General features: G+C 61.3%; 8 protein-coding genes. 4 read left to right on the forward strand and 4 right to left on the reverse strand.

The features are described 5' to 3' along the window. Nucleotides 1–2 precede the first annotated feature (2 nt). Both BLT40_RS17150 and BLT40_RS17155 read right to left on the reverse strand, forming a co-directional pair. Nucleotides 3–5,399 carry an RHS repeat-associated core domain-containing protein gene (locus tag BLT40_RS17150; protein ID WP_090355131.1) on the reverse strand — a complete coding sequence of 1,799 codons (5,397 nt, stop codon included), beginning with the start codon at nt 5,397–5,399 and terminating at the stop codon, nt 3–5. After that, the gene (locus BLT40_RS17155; protein ID WP_090355132.1) at nt 5,396–13,435 is read right to left on the reverse strand and encodes an IPT/TIG domain-containing protein; all 8,040 of its coding nucleotides are present in this window, start codon (nt 13,433–13,435) and stop codon (nt 5,396–5,398) included. The genes BLT40_RS17150 and BLT40_RS17155 overlap by 4 nt, the downstream gene beginning before the upstream one ends. A 259-nt stretch (nt 13,436–13,694) precedes the next feature. Between BLT40_RS17155 and BLT40_RS17160 the strand changes: the two genes are divergently transcribed. Both BLT40_RS17160 and BLT40_RS17165 read left to right on the forward strand, forming a co-directional pair. Further along, the gene (locus BLT40_RS17160) at nt 13,695–14,213 is read left to right on the forward strand and encodes a hypothetical protein (protein WP_090355133.1); all 519 of its coding nucleotides are present in this window, start codon (nt 13,695–13,697) and stop codon (nt 14,211–14,213) included. A 131-nt stretch (nt 14,214–14,344) separates the two neighbouring features. Beyond that, nucleotides 14,345–15,253 carry a cytochrome-c peroxidase gene (locus BLT40_RS17165; protein WP_176809206.1) on the forward strand — a complete coding sequence of 303 codons (909 nt, stop codon included), beginning with the start codon at nt 14,345–14,347 and terminating at the stop codon, nt 15,251–15,253. 314 nt (nt 15,254–15,567) lie between these two features. On the opposite strand, the gene BLT40_RS17170 is transcribed toward BLT40_RS17165, so the two are convergent. Together BLT40_RS17170 and BLT40_RS17175 are read right to left on the reverse strand one after the other, a co-directional pair. Beyond that, complete coding sequence (locus BLT40_RS17170) at nt 15,568–16,341, reverse strand: class I SAM-dependent methyltransferase (protein WP_090355136.1); 774 nt, start codon at nt 16,339–16,341, stop codon at nt 15,568–15,570. Nucleotides 16,342–16,416: 75 nt separating this feature from the next. Beyond that, entirely contained in the window at nt 16,417–18,510 is a 2,094-nt protein-coding gene (locus BLT40_RS17175) for a S9 family peptidase (RefSeq protein WP_090355137.1), read from the reverse strand. Between the two features lie 158 nt (nt 18,511–18,668). On the opposite strand from BLT40_RS17175, the gene BLT40_RS17180 reads away from it, so the two are divergent. Both BLT40_RS17180 and BLT40_RS17185 read left to right on the forward strand, forming a co-directional pair. Beyond that, on the forward strand, nt 18,669–20,057 hold the full coding sequence (locus BLT40_RS17180) for a glycosyltransferase family 39 protein (RefSeq protein WP_090355138.1): 1,389 nt from the start codon (nt 18,669–18,671) through the stop codon (nt 20,055–20,057). Beyond that, the gene (locus tag BLT40_RS17185) at nt 20,054–21,400 is read left to right on the forward strand and encodes a hypothetical protein (protein WP_090355145.1); all 1,347 of its coding nucleotides are present in this window, start codon (nt 20,054–20,056) and stop codon (nt 21,398–21,400) included. The genes BLT40_RS17180 and BLT40_RS17185 overlap by 4 nt, the downstream gene beginning before the upstream one ends. Nucleotides 21,401–21,488 lie beyond the last annotated feature (88 nt).

Below are 21,488 nucleotides of genomic sequence, written 5' to 3' on the forward strand. Positions count from 1 at the left end.
CGCTACTCCACGGGTCGCTCTCGATTCTTCCGGCCGCCATTGTCGTACTTGTGCTGAAGGCGATGCAAATCCGCATCCTGAAGATTCGAATGATCGTACCCATAACCCTTCTGTGCTTCGCGCCCTCGTTCATGAGCCATATTCTTACCTGGAGGGACGCGTAGCGTCTTTCGCTCTCCTCGTGCAACGGCATTAGCATCTTGACGCAACCATCCGCGATCTGCGCTCCCGAGCTTGTCGTCATTCATCATTTCTCTGAGACGCGCCTGCTTCCCGGCACGTCCTGCGGCCTGAGCTTCCCTTTTGGCGATTCCCTTCTCAAGATTGCGAAGGTTGGGCGCAAGGGCCGCCATCTTCTCAAGGCTCTCGGCGATATCTCCTACCGCATCCAGACCGAGTGCCGCGCACGGATTTCCTAGCTTCCTTTGAACATCGGCGGATCCATGCACGATGTCTCCGAAGAGTTCGGCACAGAAGGCCGGATCTCGCATGCATGTCCAGTCCACGGACGTCATGAAGCCGGACGGATCGCGCGCGTTTATCGGGTCTCCATCGACATAGGCGAATTCATTCACCCCGCCGTTCATACCAATGGGGTCGGGGCTCACGAAACGCGAGGCTAGCGGTCGATAGTAGCGAGCATTGCTGTAATAGAGCCCGTTACCGTCGTCTATCTGCCCTGCATATTTCGCGTCGTTGTCGAAAGTGTCTCCGTCAGACGCGCTCTGACCATAGGCGTCGTAAGCATAGGTGCCTTCAATCCCACCACTTTCATTCATCACCGCGATGGTGCTGCCCAGCGCATCTGACACGAGATACCGCGTCTGCGCCCCCCTTCTGCGAGCGAGCGCACCGCTACCTCCTGGCCCGGCTATCAACGACGTTGTAGTCAATCCCGAGGTCTGCGCAATGGCGGTCCCGCCGCTGTAAAGGTAAGACTGATCGATCCCAGCGACTTTCCTATGAGTGCGCCTACCTAAACCGTCATAGGAATACATGGTTGCCGTGCCGCCATCCTCGACCGCTACGAGTTGGTTTCTGGCATTCCACGTGAGGGTCAGAACTCCATCGGTCGTAAGATTTCCATTCGCGTCATAGGTAGCTTGTCGGCCATCCATCTCCAGCTGCTGGTTCCCCAGGCCATACACGGAGTCGCTCAGCGACGCCGCTCTTAGCTCCTCGTGGTGCAGGGAGCCAGATGTAGCGCTGATGCGCCCATTCGGTGTGTACTGATAACTGACGGATCCCGCAATCGCGCCGCTTGACTCTCTGACGGTAACACCCAGCATCTGACTGTTCGCGTCATAGGCATACCCGATACTCGCCCCACTCCCAAGCTGAGTTGCTGTGAGATTTCCTGCTGTATCGTAGACGAACGACGTCTCTTCATTCGCAACGACTTGTTTGATCGGACGACCTACAGCGTCGTACGAATATTGGATTGCCTCACCTACGGATGGAACGATCGCGGTCGGTCGATCTGCACCATCGTAATTATAAGACACGCTTCCCGTCTGCGCCGTCTCCTGCGTAATCCGGTCAAGGTTGTCATATACCCACGAGATCGAACCACTTGCCGTGTCCAAAAGCTCGATCTGCCTTCCTGCATCGTCATATACGGACGAAACCGCGGATCCATCGGCGTATGAAAGGGTCAAAACCCGACCGAGCGGATCGTATTCATAAAGATCCGCCTGACCCTTGCGATCGGTGTAAGACGTGAGCAGACCACGAGCGTCGTAGGTCCACTTCTCCGTGCGCCCTCCCTGATCGATGCGACGAACTGGCCGATCCCTCGCATCGTACTCAAAGCCAACTGAGCCACCCTGGGGCAGGGTCACACGTTTCACATTGCCAGTGGCGTCATATTCGTAAGTCGTCCGCGCGCCGAGAGGATCCACCCCCTCGATAATTTCGTCATTCGCATTGTAGGAAACTAGACTTGTAGCACCGACGGAATCCTGGTATGCCACGCGACGACCCAATGCGTCATACACATAGTGGTCGGTCTCGCCGAGCGCATTAGTCGCCGATACGAGATCGCCACCCTGGTATGAGACGGTAGCCCGATGTCCCTGCGGGTCTTCGACAGAGCGCAAGAATCCCGAACTATCACACTCCATCTTCGTCTCGGCCCCGGATGGATCCTTAACCGATGTCAGGCAGCCATTGGAGTACCCGAAGGTTGCGGTATCGCCAAGCGGATCGGTCACGGATGCGAGCTGATGATAATCAGCCGTATAGGACATCTGATATGACGAAGCCTCGGACGTACCGGCGAGCTGCGTCATCGTCGTAACGCTTCCTGCGCCGTCCCGGCTATAGGCCGTGGTGCGTCCGATCGGATCGGTTACGGACAGAATGAAACCCGCTGAACTTCTTTGATAGCGCCATTTCTGCTCGTGCGACGTACCTACGGCATATGTGTCGCTTATCGGATATCGTGTCTCCGGATCGAATTCCACGAGGCGTGCAACGCCAGCCTCGTCGGTAACCGTGGTCGCTGCCACGAGGCCACCGGTTGACAGACGGTACTGAAAGCCCAGAGAGCTTCCATCCGCATATGTCTGTTTGATAACGCGGAAGAATTTGTCGTATTCATTGTCGACCCATAGCCTTCCTTTTCGATCACGCATCGTCTTCACGAGCCAGGTAGCGACCGTCGCATCATCAGATGATAGGTAGGTATATTCCTCAGTAGTTGCATCAGGATAAGTCACCTTTTTAAGCAGCGAGCTTTGAGTGCCGCCCACCTGGAAGGTGAAGTTTTCGTACTCGTAACGTACGGCCCGACCAGTATCGTCAGTTACCGAAGCGACATAGTTCCGTGATGTGTACGCGTAATTAAGGGTTCGACCGGACGGAGAGATAACTCGCGAGAGCAGACCGCCGTCGTACTGATATGTGACCGCGTTACCGAAGCGGTCCATGTGGCGCACCAGGTGATTCGGTACGTGACGATCAAACCAGAACTGCTGACCGTCCTGCAGCGTCATAACCCAGTGTGCCGCCTCCGGTGTCGAGTCGTTCAAAAACTGAAGAGTTGCCCCGTAGAAAGACGATTGCGTGGAAGAATGACGCCATACGGTCCCCACCAGCGGCCAGACGGGCGACCCAGAAACCAGACCGAACTTGATAACTTCGCCACATCCTAGGACCAGCCGGGGTTCACTGAACCCGTTGACTGTGCTAAGAACCAGGTTATCCATGGAGCGACCACTGCCCCACCCAAAAGGCGAAGCTGGGTCTCCAAGAGCGGACAGGCTGCGCTGTACTCCGATTGGAATGATGTCCGAAATCGATAGATCGACCCACCGGTGATAGAAGCGCCCCGATGCAAGGTCGATGGGCTCGCCTGCTGACTCGTTACACGCCTGCTGGTCGCTATCGGGCTGCTCGTCGTTTAATGAAGCACCTGCGCCTAATGCCCAAACCAGCCGCGTGTCCTTATCCGCCACCAGCTGGCTCGCATCGGCCGACACATGCCCCGCGCCATACATCTCCCAGCCCTTCTCCGCCGAGTACACCCAGAAGTCCGCCTTATCCGCCGGCTTCTGCTTGCCATAGTTCGGATAGACGACCTGGATACCCTTCGCGGCTTCCGGCGTCATGCCCTGCACCACCGCGTCACCCGGCTGGATGGTGAAGTACATCGGGAAATTGTCGGGCAGCGGGAACGGCGCATGGTCGACCGGCGTCGGCACGATCGCGATCTCGTTGAGCACCTTGCCGTCGCGGTCCTTGAAGACAGCACCGGCGGGGATACGCAGCTCAAGACCCGGCATGTCCGGATGGGTCAGCACCGTCTCGCGCGTGGTCGGCGACGGCAGCGCGATCTTATCGCGCTCCAGTACCCGCGGCAGGTACATCACGAACGGCATGTGGTTGACCGTCGAGGCGGTGACGTCGGCGCCGACAATGAAGCGGCCGTATTCGGTGTTCGCCGAGCCGGCAGGCCGACCGTCCACGAACAGTTCGCGGCGGCCGGCCAGCAGGTGCTGCAGGACGAACACGCCCTGCCCGTCCGTGCGTACCTTCTGTCCGTCGACACTGATCTCGACGTTGGCCACGGGTGACTCGTCGATCCGGCGCACCTGGCCGATCAGTGCCGTGCTGCCCTTGGGCAGGTTGGCTTCAAGCTGCTTCGTATCCGGGAGGGTCTGGCGGTCCTTGTACAGGCGCCAGTGACCACCGGAGCTGGTGGCCACGTTGTCCTGCCCGGGATAGAACGCGCCGTCCTTGACCTGGCCCTTGTCGCGACACAGATGGAAGGCGTCAGCGGGTTTGCAGGGCACGGCCTTGCCGGCACCGGCCATGACGAAGATCGGCGGTTCGCTCGACTCCGGTGCCTTGGTACCGGGACGCTGGCCTTCACCGGCCAGCACCACGCCACTACGCGCGGCCTTGGTGGTGAAGCCGATGGCCTCATAGGGCACCGCATCGCCCTTAGCGGTACGCAGGCCCTGTACGAAGATGGTGTAACGCGCAGCGGGATACAGCTCATCCGGCAACTGGACGAAGGCCAGACGACCGTCTTCGGCCCCGACCACGCGGGTCTTCACCACGCCATTGGGACCGAGCAACGACACGGTCCCGCCCAACTGGGCCACATCGACCGGCTCACTGAAGCGCAGCGCCAGCGGACCGATCGGCGAGGCACCCCCGTTGTCCCTGGTCGGGTACGAAGCAGCCACACCGTGCGGCTTCGAAGCGGCAATGTTATCGGCGCGGCCAAACCGCCACGCCTCGTGGACCGGCCGGCCGATCTCATCCACGCCATTAGTGACCTGCAAAGTTCCATCAGCCAGCAACGACGCTTCCGACTTCAGCCGCACATGCGCACCATCGCCCGGCAGCAGATCCAGATGCCGATCCAGCGGGCGCCACAGCGCCACATCGTGCGCTGGCACGTTGCCCACGCCCCAGCCACCAGTCATCGCCAACGTGCCGTCGGACAACACGTTAAGCGTATGGCCCGCACGAGGCGGGAGCCCAAGTCGGCCTGTTGTGACAAGGGCGCCGGTTGATGGCTCGAACCATTCCCCCGTCTCAATCAACCTGCCTTCGTCATCGATACCGCCCCAGACCAGCACCTGACCGGTCGGCATCACGGTCAGCGAGGCGAACCGGCGCGGCGACGACAAGGCGATCCGCTTGCCTGCGAGCGAGAGCGCACCGTCATGCAACGACAGCGCGCGGCCGTCGGCCAGCGTCACCTCGGCGCGATCCAGCGCGCTGCTCAGCGCGAACGGCGTGGGCATCGACGCATTCGCTTCGATGGTGAAGCGATGCGCCACCGCCAGCGCCAGTCCGCTGAGCGCTACGACCGAGCCGACGGCCCAGATGCTCGACTTTTCCATGCGATTTCCCTGCTTCCTGTCGCGAATGTAATGGCTCATGGGGTCGTCCCCGACGTCAGCGTCAGCGTGCCCTGGCCGGCGTACAACCGGTCGCTGTTGACCACCACCGTATACGTGCCATCGATCGGCAGGTTCGGCAGGTTCAACGTGTCGTTCCCACTACTACTGCTAAGAAGGGCGTAGCGTCCGTCTGGCGTTATCAGTCCGCCGTCGGGTCGATAGACACGGACGTAGATGTAGCCTGCTGCGGGTGTATTCGTGCCGCCGATGAGCTTCAGCGCCACGGTGTCCTTACGATTCGCCTGGAAGGTGAAACGCACGTCCTCTCCCAACGCATGCGTGATATCCGCTGGCTGATCCTTCACCAACGACCCACGCTCAATGTTGCGAAGGAAGCGCGCATCGAAGCCGAGCAGGTCCGCATTTGTGTTCGGCGTTACGACGATGCGGTACTTCCCTGCGGCAAAATTCCAGAAATCACGTGGGCAATTGTCACTGAGGTAGCAACCGTAACTGTCCACTTGCACACCGTCCGCATTGAACACCGCGACGGAGGCATAACTCTGACTCGCGTCTTGCGTGGGGGCCAGCGTCAGCTCGAAGTTACCCGGCGTCGGCACGTCGACATTCATCGATATGGTCTGGCCCGGTGCATTCGCGTGCGGATGAGCCACCACATCCTGCCCCAGCGTCACGTTGGCGACGCCCGTCACCAGGGTGAGCTGACCCTGCCCGGCGGCAAGATAGTCGGTGCTGACCACAACGGTATATGTGCCACCCACCGGCAAGCTCGGCAGGTTGAGCAACGACGCGGACGACGTACCCATGATGCTGTAGTAGGCGCTCGGCTGAATCCGCCCACCGTCCGGCCGGTATACACGGATATTGGTATTGACGCTGGACGGCGTATTGACGATGCCGGACAGACGCAACGCTACGGTGTCACCCGCGCCCGCCTGGAAGGTGTAGCGCAGCACGTCGCCGACGGTACGGCCGATGTCGACCGGCGTGTCGAAGGCAAGTTCGCCCTTGACCTGGTTGTGCCGGACGACCGTGTCGAAGCTCATACGCGACGAGGCGTAACCGGGCACCACCACGACGTGGTAGATGCCGGGTGCAGCATCCCAATAGTCACGAGGACACGCCGGGTACGACGGGTAGCAGTAATAGTTATCGATGTTGACGCCGGCAGCGTTGTACACATAGACCTGGAAGTAGCTGTCGGCATTGTCGTTCGTCGAGATGCCACTCAACGTCAGATCGACGTTGCCGCCCGCCCCGAAGTCCGCATCGAAATACACGTTCTGACCCGGCGCGTTGCCCTCCAGATGGGTGACGACGCCCTCGGCGATGGTCGACCCCGCGGCGCCATCGATCAGCGTCAGCGTGCCCTTGCCCGCTACCAGATAGTCCGAGGTAATGACGACCGTATAGATGCCGGTCGACGGCAGGTTCTGAAGATTGAGCGTCTGGAAGTCGCGCGTACTGAAACTGCTGTACTGGTTGCTCGGCGTGATGAGACCACCGTCCGGCCGGTAGACGCGCAGGGTGTTGCTCTGACCCGCGGGCGTCGTCGCCATATCCGACAGACGCAGTGCCACCGTGTCGCCCGCGCTGGCCTGGAAGGTATAGCGGAGCACGTCACCCAGGACATGGGTGACATCGACGCCCACACCCTTCTGCAAGACGCCCTTCACCACGTTGCGGCGCATGACCGCGTCGAAGCTCAGGCGTGAGTACGGATAGCCAGGCTGGGCGATGACGTGATATTTGCCTGGCGCAAGATTCCAGAAATCGCGTGCGCAACCCGGATACGATGGGTAGCAGTAGTAGTTGTCGACGTTAACGCCGGCTTCCGTATAGACATAGATCTGGAAATAGCTGTCGTTGTTGTCGTTGGACGAGATGCCGGACAGGGTCAGGTCGTAGTTGCCCGCCGAGCCCACGTCGATGTCGAAGTACACGTTCTGGCCAGGCGTATTCGCCGCCATGTGGGACGTGCTGTCGACCGCCAGCAGAGTGCCCGAGGCACCGGCGAACAGGGTCAGCGTGCCCTCACCGGTGACCAGGTAATCGGTGCTGACCACCACCGTGTAGGTACCCGTAGACGGCAATGCTTCAAGGTTAAGCGTGCCCGCACTGGTGGTGCTGTAGCTCGCATACTGACCACTCGGCGTCACGAGGCCACCATCCGGCCGGTAGACGCGAATCGTTGTGTTGCGACCACCTGGCGTTGTGGTGATGTCGGCGAGGTGCAGGCCCACCGTGTCGCCCTGGTTCGCCTGGAACGTGTAGCGCAGCACGTCGCCAGTGGCGTGACCAATGTTCTGGGCAACGCCCGGCACCAGTGTGCCGCTCACCTTGTTACGGCGAACCACCGCATCGAAGGACATCTTCTCCGTCGCGTAGTAAGGCGAAATGGCGACCCGATAGGTTCCGGGAGCCAGATTCCAGAAGTCCCTAGCACAGCCGGGATCGGACGAGTAGCAGTAGTAGTTGTCGATCTGAGCGCCAGCGGCGTTATAGACGTAGACGTAGTAGAAGTTGTTGTTGTCCTGCGTGGTGACGTTGCTGAGCGTGACGTCAAAGTTGCCGCCACTGCCCGCATCGAAGTCGAACCAGACCACCTCACCCGGCGCGTTGGAGTCGACATGCGACGTCACTCCGTCGGCCAACAAGCCGCCGACGGCACCGGAGGCCAGCGTCAGGCTGCCCCTCCAGGGCAGCAGATAGCTGCTGTTAACCACCACGGTGTACGTGCCGGTTACCGGTAGCGTCGGCAGGTTCAGTGTCGTGTTGTCGCGAGTCGTCGTGCTGCTGTATGGCGAGGCCGGGAGGATACGGCCGCCATCGGGACGGTAGACCCGGATAAAGGCCTCGCTGCCCTGCGGCGTGGTCGCCACCCCGGTCAGGTTGAGCGCGACGGTCTCACCCTGACTCGCATCGAAGGTATAGCGAATCAGGTCGCCCTCGCTCGTATCGATCGCCTTGGCCACGCCACGTGCCAGTACGCCACCCTGCACGTTGCTGCGGGCGATGGCATCGAAGGCGATGGAGCCCCCATTATAGGGCGTTGCGACTACCGTATACGTGCCCGGTACCGTGTTCCAGACATCGCGCGTGCACGCCGGCCAGCTGGCATAACAGTACGAGCCATCGATCAGGTTACCGGCCGGGTCGTAAACGTTGACGTAGTAATAATCCTGACCGTTGTCCTGGGTCACGCCGGTGAGCGCCACTTCGAGGTGGGTACCGCCGCCGGTCGAGAAGACCAGCGACACCGCTTCGCCCGGCGCTGCCGATGCGAAGTGAGCCGCCGCGGCATTGACCTGCAACGTGACGGGCTTGGGCACCGCCGCACCTGCCGCGCGCACGAAGCTTTCGGTCACCTTGAACGACAAAGGCGCGCCCGAGTCTTGCAGGAACAGTACGGTGTACGTCCCGGTGGCGGGAAGGTTCTCCAGCGTCACGATCTGGTTGCCGTTCGGCGCGACCTCAGCGACACGTGTCGTCGACAGCGTGATGGCGCCAGCGTCAGGCGAGTAGACGATCGCACGTACCGAACGGCCCGCGGGAACGGAAACGACATCCTGGAACGCCAATGTCCGGGTATCGCCCGCCGTCGCCTGGAACGTCACTCGTTCGGCCTGCCCGGTTCCCAGAATGATGGTCTGAGCATGGCCGTCCGTGAGCGTCGTACCCGTCTTGTGCGCGCGCACGGCAGCATCGAACTGCGCCGGCCCGGCGTTATTGAGCGTGATGACGGCGCGGTAGTTGCCTTCGGCCAGGTACCAGAGGTGCGACTCGCAGCCGGGATCGCTGTAGTAGCACGTGATCCCCGACACCTGGCGGTTCGCGGCGTCGTAGATGGCCACCTGGTAGTAGCTGCTCGAACCGCTGGCCTGCGTCACATTCGACAGTGAGAACTCCAGGTTATCGAACGGCCGCGCGTGGAAATCGACATACGAGGTCTGTCCCGCCGCTGGCACCTGAACCGTCTGCGCGATGGCATCGGTGGTCAGGGTCGCGGTCGAACCCGGAATGAGGTCCAGACGCACGTGCGCGGGCACGCCGTAGCTGGGGATGACCAGCACGGTGTAATCGCCCGTCACCGGTAGCTTCGGGAGATCCGCCAGCTGGTTACCGCTGCGCGTGAAGTCCAGGTACGCCGGCGTACCGGTCGTAATCGTGCCGGCATCCGGACGATAGACGAGGAAGCGCACATCGCGACCCACGGGCGTGGTGACGATACCGGTCTCCTGCAACGCCAGCGTGTCGCCCGCGTTCGCGTGGAAGGTCAGGCGCTGCACGTCGCCCGTGCCGAGGTCGAAAGACGCGGGTGCGTCGAAGGCCAGAACACGCGAGGCACGATGTGGACGCACCGCCACGTCCACCTTCAGGTCACCGCCCCAGTTGAGCGATAGGGTTACGCGATAGCCGCCTGCCGCCAGGTTCCACAGGTGGTATTCACAACCAGGGTCAGTGCTGTAGCACGTGCCACCGCCGACATAACGTCCCGCCTGGTCGCGAATATCGACGGCATAGGCAGCGTAGCTCGCCCCCGTCTGCACCACGTTGGAGAAGACCACTTCGAGGTTGTCGCCGCTGCTCGCAGCGAAATCCATGTACGAGGTCTGGCTGGCTCCGTTGGTCTGGAAGGTGTGCGTACTGCCGTCGGCGGGCAACGTGCCCGTCGAGCCGCCAATCAGATGAAGATTGACCGTCGCAGGTACACCGTAGTCGGGGATCACCAGCACCGTGTAGTCACCTGTCACCGGCAAATTGGGCAGGTCGAGCAACTGGTTGCCGCTACGCGTGAAGTCGGTGTAGCCCGGCGTTGAGGTTGTCAGCGTCCCCGCATCCGGTCGATACACGATAAAGCGGACGTTCTGACCAACCGGCTCCGTCACGATGTCCGACTCGACCAACGCCAGCGTGTCGCCCGCGTTGGCATGGAACGTCACACGCCCCGCTTCGCCACGCGCCAGCGCGACGGCCACTGGCGCATCGACGCTCAGTGCGGAAAACAGCTTGTGCTCGCGCGCCGTCGCGTCGAAGCGCAGCGTGCCACCCCAGTTGGTGGTGACGGTAGCGCGATAGCTCCCCGCCGCCAGGTTCCACAGATGGAATTCGCAGCCCGGATAATTCGTGTAGCACGTGGTACTGGCTAGATTCCGGCCCGCGGAGTCCCGGATATCCACCGCGAACGCCCCGTAGCCCGCACCCACCTGGGTGAAATTAGAGAAGTTCAGCTCGAGGCTCTCTCCGGCACGCGCGGTGAAGTCGACATAGGTCGACTGACCCGAACCATGTGTTTCGAAGGTCTGCATGGTGCCGTCGGCCGGCAGGCTGCCCACCACACCGCTGAGCAGCTGCACCTGTGTGGTGATGCCCGTACCGTAATCGGAGACCACGGCCAGCGTGTAATCGCCGGTCACGGGCAGGCTCGGCAGATCGATCAGGCGCGGGCCGGTCGTCGAGAACTCGGTATAGCTGGGCGTCGTACCACTGATGGCACCCGCGTCCGGACGATAAAGGATGTAACGGACGTTCTGCCCTACTGGCAGCGTCGCCACACTGTTCACGGCGAAGGCCAGCGTGTCGCCCGCATTCGCGTGGAAGGTGAGGTGCTCGGCCTGGCCGCGAGCCAGCGTGACATTGGTGGGTGCATCTACCGTGAGTGCGCGCCCATTCCTGACGTCGCGCACGCCAACGTTCGAATAGATGGTGCCGCCCCACTGCATGCTGATGGTGACGCGATAGCGCCCTTGCGGCAGGTACCACAGGTGGAATTCACAGCCCGGGTCGTTGGCCGAGCAGGTGCGGCTAGCTACGTTACGGCCGGCGGAGTCACGCACATCCACCTGATACTGGTTGTAGCTGGCACCGGTCAGCACCGCGTCGGTCAAGGTGAACTCGACACTCTCGCCCGCCGCCGCATTGAATTCGACATAGGCCGACTGACCCGGTGCATGTGTGTCGATCGTCGTCGGATCGGCGTTGACCTCCAGCGTCTTCGTTGAACCGCTGAGCACGCTCAACTGCGCCGCGCCGGCCAGACCATAGTCCGGCAACACGATCACCGTATAGCGACCCGATACAGGCAGATCCGGCAGGTCGACCGTACGCGTTCCCGTGGTCGAAAAGTCCGTATAGGCGCGCGTCTGCGTCGAGATGCCACCGGCATCCGGGCGATAGACCAGGAAGCGCAGGTTCTGACCGGTGGGCACGGTGCGCACAGAACTCACGAACAGGGCGACCGTGTCACCCGCGTTGGCGTCGAACGTGAAGCGCTCGGCCTGGCCCGGTTCCAGATCGATGCCGCTGGTGGTGTCACGCGCCAGCGCCGGACCCACGAGATGCTTCTGCAGATACGTATCGAGATGCAGCGTGCCGCCGTAGTAAGGCAGGACCACCACGCGATAGTCACCCTCGGTCAGGTACCAAAGATGCATATTGCAGCTCGCACCTGGCGAATTGATGCTGCAGCCGGCATAGGCGATTTCGTTACCGGCCGCGGCATAGACGTGGACCTCGTAATAGGTCTGCGTCGTATCGGCCAACTGCACGTTGGCGAGCGTCAGTTCCACGCTATCGAACGCATCCGCATGGAAGTCCATGTAGACGTTCTGGCCCGTGGAATGAGCGTCGAGGTGCACCGGATCCGGCCCCGGCACCAGAACACCGGTGGTGCCCTTGATCACCGAGACGATCATGTTGCCGGTCACGCTGACGCCCGGCGCTGCAACCAGCTGCCATGTGCCGGTGGTCGGCAGACTGGGCAGGTTGATCGAACCGGTCGTGGAGGTGACGCCGCTCGTGTAGAACGCGCCGGAAGGCGTATAGACAGAGTAAGTCACCGCCGCGTTGGACGGGCTGGTGGTCGCGCCCGCGATCTTCACGACCAGGGTCTCGCCCATCTGCGCGGCGAACGTGGCACGAACGCTCTGCGAAGGTGCCGACGTGGACAGCGTGGTCGCCTGATCGGTCAACGCGATATTGGAAAGCGCGGACACATCGAACGACGACGAACCACCGTCATTCGTTTTGAAAAGGATGAGGTAGGTACCGTCACCCTGAAGACGATTCAGGTGAATGGACGGCGCGTTGGCCGACACCGAGCCCTGCTGAAGCAGCACATTGCCAGGCGCGTAGACGGAGTATCCGACGTTGCCTGAGCTACCCGACATGTTCGACAGCTGCAGACTGATCCACGACTTACCCTGGCTGTCGAACATCACCGCGCCATAGGTACTGCCGTTGGCCAGATCGACGTGGCCGGAACTGGTGTCCAGCGTCGCTACGCCGCGCGAGGCGACCGCGGCCGGGTCGACGCCTGTTGGGACGACTAACACGGTCTGCACACTTTCCGAGACGCCATAAGGAGTCTGCACGGAAACGCGACCGCTGCTGGCCGAGCCCGGGAGCACGGCATTCAGACCGGCGTTGGTGCTGCCCTGCGCAATGTCGAGCGACCGACCGCCAAGGCGCAGCGAGGTCTTGCCGGGGATTGGATAGAGGTGCGAACCAGAGACCGCCAGCGAATCGCCGACCACGGCGATGTCCGGTGTCACCGTACCGACCGATGGCGGGAGGCCGGTATCGTCGATCGTGAAAGGCGTATCGCTGGTCGCCGTGCGCGCGCCGACGGTCACCGTGACCGGACCGGTCGTCGCGGTATAGGGCACCGTGACCTTCAGCTCATTGGCCGTCGCCGAGGTAACGGTGGCCGCCGACCCGTTGAAGCTCACGGCGTTGTTCGTCAGCGCGCTACTGAAGCCCTGACCACGGATGGAGACCGCGGAATCGATGGTGCCGTGGGTCGGCGTCATCGCGAAGATGCGTAATTCGGAGGCTTCCACCCGCTCGATGCGGACGATATTGCCCATGACGTCGTAAACGTATCGGGCACTCTCGCCATCGTCATTGGTCACCACGACCAGGCGGCCGTTGGCGTCGTAGACGTAGTTAGTGGCCTGGGCGGCCGTGGCGGAAAGCATCAACACCAGCCCCAGGGCCAGCCATGATGCGAGCGTCCTGCACGCGCGGCTAGCACGCGTCCTCTGCGAAATCATGCGCACGTCCCCTACGGCCGGCGCCTACCGGCCTGTCCTTGTACCAGTCGTGTTGGCCCCTGAAGCCTGGCCCCCTTTTACACGCGTAATGTACGGGCGAAATAAATCGCGAAATGAGACGGGGATCACAAAAGATCTTGCTCTCCGTGCCGACAAGTGCGCGACTTCTCACGATCTGCTATTGATACGCCCACGCCGGGAAGCGTATCCGGCGGCTCAACGGTCCGAGGGGGGACCGGAACATGTCCGGAATGACATCATGAACAAATGGACTGCCAGCGCGTGCGCCATCGTCGCCACGCTCGCCCTTGCCGCCTGCGGCGGCTCCAAGGACCAGGCTGAAAGCGCCGCCGCACCCGCCTCGGGCACTGCGGCCAAGAAAGCCACCGTGGCGCGACCCGCCGCAAACGCCGACGACAATACCTGGGGCCTGTACCTCGCCGATCAGGGCAAGGTGCACGCCGATGACATCGGCATGAAGCCGTTTATTTACGTTATCCCCGTGGCAGACAGCCAGATGGGCGATGACCGCCGGAAGAACGAGACGGAGTCCATCGTCAACGGTGCCGGCTCCGTGCTGATTCCCGGTGCGCTGCTGATCATCGGGGGCCCGGACGCGAACGTGACCCGCAGCTTCGTCGAAGGTCTGGGCCAGAAGGTCAAGCCGGATTCGCTCAAGGGCGTCACGGTGCTCGTCGTCAGCGACGCCGCCCATAAGGACGGCCTGTCCAAGGTACTGGCACCCACGGGCGCTCGTGCCCGCGTCGTGTCGATGTAACTCGCGCGTTTTCGGGGACATCCATGCGGGCCGGTCTTGTCGCCACCTGCATCGCACTCGCCCTGATCGTGGCGGGTGCGTTCGTTTCTGCGCGAAACACGGGTGCGTCGAACGCGGCGCCACAAAAGACCGTGGCGCTCGGGCAGAAGATCTTTCTCGATCCGAGACTGAGTGCCGACGGCAAAACCAGCTGTGCGTCATGCCACATCCCCGGGTCAGCGTTCGGCGACGCGAAGCCCGTAGCTATCGGACATGACGGACTGGCCGGCACACGCAACACGCCATCGCTCACGGCGACCATCGCGTCGGGACGGACGACGTTCTTCTGGGACGGTCGACGAGACAAGCTCGAAGACGCTGTGATGGACCCTTTCAGCAACCCTGTGGAGATGGGCCTGCATGATCGGGCCGCCGTGGCTTCGAAAGTCGCATCCCTCAGCGACTACTCGAAGTGGATCGCATCGGGCGAGCCGACCGAGAAGCTCGATCAACAGATTTCCGCAGCGTTAGCGGCTTACTTGCGCGGACTGCCGATGACTCCGACCCGGTTTGAGCGATTCACGCGAGGGGAAGCCAACGCCATCGACGAGCGCGAAAAGCTCGGCATGCGGCTCTTCGCCGGCAAGGGCCAATGTGGCACATGTCACAAGCTACCGGATGCACGCCTGACGGACGATCTGTTTCATCGATCTGGCGTGAGCATGGACGATATCGCGCTCGCCCTGCCCGCTCTCACACAGAGCGTGCTCGACCGGAATCTCTCAGGGAATGCATTGGGCGATCGCGTCGCGACGCATGCAAACGAAGCGCAGCTTGGGCATTTCGCGGTAAGCCATAGAGTGGCTGACCTGGAAACGTTTGCCACGCCGTCACTTCGCGAGGTACGACTCACGGCTCCATACATGCACGACGGAAGCGTCAGAACACTGGATGATGCCGTGGACCGGGAGGTCTACTACCGCGGACTCGATACGGGTTATCCGATCGGGCTGACTGCGCAGGAGCGTGCGGATTTGAAGGCGTTTCTTGAGACGCTTTAAACGAACTTGCGCATGCGTCAACACTTCTCCATTTGGACGTTAATGAGCGGGCGAAGTGCGTCAGAAGTGAGGGTCGCTCAACTGTCGCCTTGCGTCTAGACGACACCAAAAAAAGATTTCCTTCTTGGCGAGTCGGGCAGGTAGGATTCCGTAAAATCCTCAAGTTCTATGGCACCGGGCGAAAGTCGCTGTTCCGCCTGCTTAATGGATAGGCGAGCGGTACTGGGGCCTTTAATCGGGGAACACGCTTACCAGACAATAAGCGCCATCGTTATCTGTTCGCGTACGGGACAGGCTACGACTAACAGCCCGCATCACGATTTCAACCGATATACCGCCCAAAGCGATGCAGATCGTGACTCACTGTTAAAAACGTCAAACAATCGAGATAGATGTAAAAAAATCATGCTGACGATCGCAAGCTTCCTGGATCGGATCTTCGGAACGAAACGGTAGAAACACGTGCATGCCGCGCTGGCAATCGGACCGGTGTTGTAACTATGTTGAACCCGCTCGTACGACGACCCAAGGAGCTCATCAAGCTCGTGGAGATTGAAGCCATCGCGCACGTGTCCAACCGCCTCGTGATAATCGCGTCCGAAAACCTGGGGATATCGATGTGTGGGCACCGAGATCAGCAGGCTTCCACGGGGCTTGAGCATCGTTGTAACGTCGTCCAGCGCCTGAAGGGGTTGATTCAGATGCTCTAGCACGTCGATCAACATCACGTAATCGAAGGATCCTGGCTCTGCACCGCTGACCTGCGCGCGGCTGGCGCAGATAAATTGAAGGTCGCTAAAGCCTTCCCGAAGGCCCGAACGTTGCGCCTGGTCGATAAATGCCTGATCGATATCAACGCCCACGCCAACCATCGCTGGACGGCGAGATCGCAATTCGATCAGGTTATCGCCGATGCCACACCCGAACTCGAAGACTCTGACATCCGCATTCTGGTCGTCTCGCTCAAAGAACCGGACCAACGGCTTCGTTCTGAAATGGTAATGAAGGTCGATCGCGCCGATGTAACGAGTGACGACATCCCATTTACCCTTCCCTTCCGATGCTGCTTCCCGACTTGCTTCATTCATGAATCACTGCTCACGCGTGTGGACGAAAGGCCATATCGTCGACCGGCCTCGCCGATCGACGATCGGTTGCTTACCTTACTTAACGCCGGCCCCCGGAGCCGTCCACTCCTTCAACCACGCATTCACCGTCTCATGCCACTGAACACTGTTCTGCGGCTTCACCACCCAATGATTCTCATCCGGGAAGTGCAACAGCTTGCTCGGAATGCTACGACGCTGCAGTGCCGTGAACGCACCCAGTCCCTGCGTTTCCGGAATGCGGAAGTCCTTACCGCCGTGGATCACCAGCATCGGCACGCGCCAGTCCTTCACGTGATTGATCGGGTTGAAACGCTCGTAGTTCTCGGGATGATCGAACTGCGTACCGCCGTTCTCTTTCTCTTCGAACCAGAGTTCTTCGGTGTCGTAGTACATGGCACGCGCATCGAAGACGCCGTCGTGATCGACGAGGCACTTCCAGGGCTGGTTCCACACACCGGCGATCCAATACACCATGTATCCGCCGTAGCTCGCGCCCAGAGCGCAGGCACGATCGCCATCGAGGAAGCTGTACTTCGACAGCGCGGCACTCCAGCCGAGCTTCAGGTCTTCCAGCGGCTTGCCGCCCCAGTCGCCCGAGATAGCGTTCGTAAAGGCCTGACCGTATCCGGTTGAACCGTGGAAGTTCACCGTCACCACCGCGAAGCCCTGCCCCGCATAAGTCTGGGCGTTCCAGCGATAGCTCCAGCTATTGGTCATCGCGCCCTGCGGGCCGCCATGAATGATGAAGGCGACCGGATAGGTCTTGCCCTTCTTGTAGCCGACCGGCTTGACCACGTAGCCCTGCACGCTGTCGTTGTTCGCACCCTTGAAGGTGAAGAACTCGAAGTCGCCGGTCTGTGCGCCCTTGATGCGCTTGGCGTTGAAGTGCGACACCTGCTTGAGACCCTTTCCTTTGAGGTCGGCGGTGTACAGATCCGCCGGACGTTTGAGGTCGTCGCGCGTCAACAGGATCTTCTTCGTGCCCGCAGAGAAGCCACCCACCGCACCGTCGGTCACCAGGATGGTCGCCTTACCGGTCGCGACGTCCACAGCGAACAGCGGATGCTGGCCTTTGTCGTCGGTCGTGGTGTAAAGCGTCTTGCCGTCCGCCGAAATCTGCAGGCTGCTTGCCGAAGCGTCCCACAACGGATCGATCTCGCGCTTCGCGCCCGTGGCGATATCCAGCGCCCAGATACCGAAGCGGTCCGCTTCCGAGCCCGGATCCTTCATGGCTGTATAGAAAAGCGTCTTTCCGTCCGGCGACACCAGCGGGTTAGCGTCCCACGCGAGGTTGTCCGCCGTCAGGTTTGTCGGCGTGGCCGAACCATCGGCCGGAACGCTGTAGACGTCGAAGTTGGTCGACCATGGCTCGGTCGTGCCGGCGATTCGGGCATCGAAGTAGACGGTCCTGCCGTCGGGCGAGAAGGTGAACTCGTCCTCGCCGCCGAAGGGCTTGCTCGGCACGTCGCCGTCGATACCGCGGCTGAGCAACAAGGGCTGCGAGGGGGCCGACGCATCAGCGATATACAGCTGGTTGCGGCGACCATCGGCCCATGTATCCCAGTGACGCACGAACAGCTTGTCGTAGACCGTGCCAGTGGACTTGTCCTTCTCGCGCCCATCCAGACGCTCCTTGGTGCAGGCCAGGTCGGCGCAGTCGGTGAAGACCTCATAGCTCAGCAGCAGCTTCGTGCCATCGGGCGACAGCTTGAACGAGCCGACGTCCAGCGGACCGTCGGTCACGGCGTCACCGGCGCGGACGGTCAAGGCCAGACCCTTGGTCTTATCCGCCTCGAAGGTACGATGGAAAACCTGGGCCACGCCGTCTTTAGATGTCGTGTAATAGATGGACTGGCCATCCGGCGCCCAACGAGGCGACGAGCCCTTTTCCACCACCTTGACCGGCTGCGGCGGCTTATTGAGGTCCATCAGGTAGATGGAGGTCACCCCCTTGTTCGCGGCGTAGTCCGTGGCTCGCACGGTGAAGAGCGCATAGCGGCCGTCCGGCGAGAGCTGCGGATCACCTACCCGGTCCATCATGACGAGGTCGCGGATGGAGAACGGGTGCGTGGCGGCGCTGTCGGCGTCGGCGGCCAGGACGGGGCCGGACGTGAGGGCGAGGGCCAGCGCGGCGAGGAGTGGTTTCATAAGGGTTCCCTTGGGTTGTGCTGGCTGGGGACGTTACGGCGGTGGCTTGACGTGCGCAAGCGCGATGAGCGCACACCCCAAGCCCGCGCTTTCGCGTATGCTCGCGATTTTTATGGCTGCGCCAATGCCAGGACGGCGCCAAGGGAAGGAAAAGCATCGTGACAAGCCCGATCAGCGAACTCCGTGCGGGCGATGCGCGCCTAGCCCCTAGCGCAAGCGCGGCGCTGGGCATTGCCGCCATCGCAGGCATACTCGCCGTTTTCGTGCGCTGGTACTTTGTCACCCACGCACAGGTCATGCAGCCGCTCAACGAGGACATTAGTTGGGGCGACGCCATGCAGCACTACCGGTATGCATGGAATCTGGTTCACCACGGTGTCTACTCCTCGGATGTTCCAGGGCTATCGCGCCCTCATGCCGATGCATTCCGCGACCCGGGCTACCCGGTTTTTCTCGCCGCACTCATGTGGATCACCGATGACTTCGATAAGTGGTATGCCATCACCCTGTTAAGCCAGGCAGTCATGGGAGGCATGACGGTCGTCTGCGCGACGCTTGGCCTCCGGCACGCCCTCCCGACAAAGCTACTTGCCTTCGCGGCAATAACCATGGCGGTGTGGCCGCATCTTGTCGCCATTCCCGCGTACGTGCTTACCGAAAATCTTAGCGCCTGCCTGTTTGCCGCCACGGCGCTGACACTAGGTGAGGCAGCGAGGCGCCAATCCATCAAGCTACTTGCACTGGCCGGCGCGCTCCTTGCACTGACCGCTCTCACCAATGCCGTGTTGGCGCCACTCTTCGTCCCGCTTGCGTTGGCGTTCGCGTGGAAGGGCACGTTCACACGGCGTCAGTTACTCGTGTTAGCTACCGTGGCAGTCATCCCGCTCGTCGCGTGGAACATTCGTAACTCGACCATCCCTGGTCCGTTCTCATCCTCTTTCCGTGCGAAGGTGAACCTGGTCCAAGGCTCGTGGCCGACCTACCACGCCGCGAGCCAGCTCGCTCTGCGGCACGATCCTATCGGCCTGCAGACAATTAACGCCATAGACGAGGAAATCAACGCGATGCGCCTACGGCCGGCGCTTGGCCTCAAGCTCATGAGTGACCGTATGGCACGAGCACCGGGCACGTACTTCCTCTGGTATCTAGGGAAACCAACCTTGTTGTGGGGATGGGAGATCGCCCTGGGGTCAGGTGACATCTATGCATATCCGACCCGGAACTCGCCCTTCATGACCAATCCGGTCATGAAGGGCATTGAGGCCATCACCTACATCTTCAATGGACTGCTCGCCGTGGTAGCGCTGGTAGGTGTCGCGGTTGTTGTCGCAGAACGCAATCCGTCGGCGATCATGCTGACCTTTGCCGTGACAGCGATATGGGTCACCTTGGTCTACGGTGCGCTGCAGTCGGACGCACGCTACGCGATTCCATTTCGCACAGCCGAAATCGCGCTCGCCTGCACCACTATCGCGGCCGTCATTAAACGTGTCGGCTTGCGCAAAGACGAAGCCGACCCACTGCCTACCGCAAGAGGCAACGCATGATGGACGACCTGACCAACGCCACGATGACTTCGTCCAGGGTGATAACACGCTGGCAGTGGATGGCAATGGCTGGGATAGGCCTTCTTGCACTTCTTATCCGACTGGCTTACGTCCGCACCGCCATCGTCGACCATCCACTGCGGGGCGACACCCTCCAATACTTTGCTTATGCTCTCAATCTGATCGACCATCATACGTTCTCGCTAGCGCCGCCAGGGCAGACGCCTGTGCCCGACAGCTTTCGGGATCCGGGCTATCCGTCGTTTCTCGCCGCACTCAGCGTCTACTTTGGCCGTGAGCAAGCGTTTTATCTGGCAACGCTGGATATCCAGTGTATTCTTTCCGCGGTCACCGTCAGCATCTACTCCCTGCTTGTTCGTCGCTGGGTGAGCATGGCTGCGGCCGTTACGGTAGGGTGCGGCCTCGCGCTCTGGCCACATATGATCAGCATGTGCGGATATGTACTCAGCGAAACCCTGCTCGGCTTCCTTGTCGCCAGTGGATTACTGGCATTGCAGATGGCTTGCGAGCGCTCATCGACCGGAGCAGGGCTGGGTGCAGGCCTGTTATTTGCGGCCGCCGCATTGACGAATGCGGTACTCACACCCCTGCTACCTGTGTTTGCGGCGGTTGCCGCATGGCGCGATAACGGGCGCCGAACGCTATGGGTTGCCGTACTGATCGGCGCCACCCTACCCTCCGCTGCATGGATCGCTCGAAGCGCGACACTCCCCCCGGAGCGTACGGCCTCGGATCGGATGGCCATGAACTTCGCGCAGGGATCTTGGCCCGAATATCACTTGGCTTGGGCACCTGCCATGACAGGCGATCCCAAAGCCAAGGCGGTCATGGCCGCCATCGACAGCGATACGAAACTGTTGACCGATAGTCCCCGTGCCGGCATGTCCGCCATTTTTTCGCGATTGCTCAGCCACCCAGGGCATTACCTCGGATGGTATCTGTCAAAGCCGATCGAACTCTGGGGGTGGTCGATTGGCATCGGCGCAGGTGACCTGTACCCCTACCCCACCTTCAATTCGCCGCTTGCCGGAGTAGGCCCCCTGGGCCTACTAACTCTAGCGATGGCCGCGCTCAATCCACTAATCTTTGTGCTGGCACTTGCTGGCTTCATCGTGATCTTCCGATCGGCGACACGCTGGCCTCCCAGTCTCCTCCTTGCCGCATCCGCCGCCGCGTTTGTCACGATCGTATTTACGTTACTGCAATCCGACGCTCGTTACTCGACCCCATACAGGGGTATCGAATGGAGCCTCAGCGCAATCGGCGCGAGCTCCCTCACTCGCGCAATCAGCCGGATGCGGAACCGAGGTGTGAGGGTTTAAGCAGCCGTTTAGCGGATCTGCGTCACACTTTTTCGGCAGCGCTCAACCATGCCGTCACATTGGTACGAAACGTGCTCCCCGTGGCCGC

The sequence above is a fragment of the Dyella sp. 333MFSha genome, assembly GCF_900102405.1.
In the GTDB taxonomy this organism is placed as follows: Bacteria; Pseudomonadota; Gammaproteobacteria; order Xanthomonadales; family Rhodanobacteraceae; genus Luteibacter; species Luteibacter mycovicinus.

Coding starts and splice junctions, on each gene's coding strand:
- BLT40_RS17150 (WP_090355131.1), bottom strand. CDS start 5,399: ATGAGCCATTACATTCGCGACAGGAAGCAGGGAAATCGCATGGAAAAG.
- BLT40_RS17155 (WP_090355132.1), bottom strand. CDS start 13,435: ATGATTTCGCAGAGGACGCGTGCTAGCCGCGCGTGCAGGACGCTCGCA.
- BLT40_RS17160 (WP_090355133.1), top strand. CDS start 13,695: ATGAACAAATGGACTGCCAGCGCGTGCGCCATCGTCGCCACGCTCGCC.
- BLT40_RS17170 (WP_090355136.1), bottom strand. CDS start 16,341: ATGAATGAAGCAAGTCGGGAAGCAGCATCGGAAGGGAAGGGTAAATGG.
- BLT40_RS17175 (WP_090355137.1), bottom strand. CDS start 18,510: ATGAAACCACTCCTCGCCGCGCTGGCCCTCGCCCTCACGTCCGGCCCC.
- BLT40_RS17185 (WP_090355145.1), top strand. CDS start 20,054: ATGATGGACGACCTGACCAACGCCACGATGACTTCGTCCAGGGTGATA.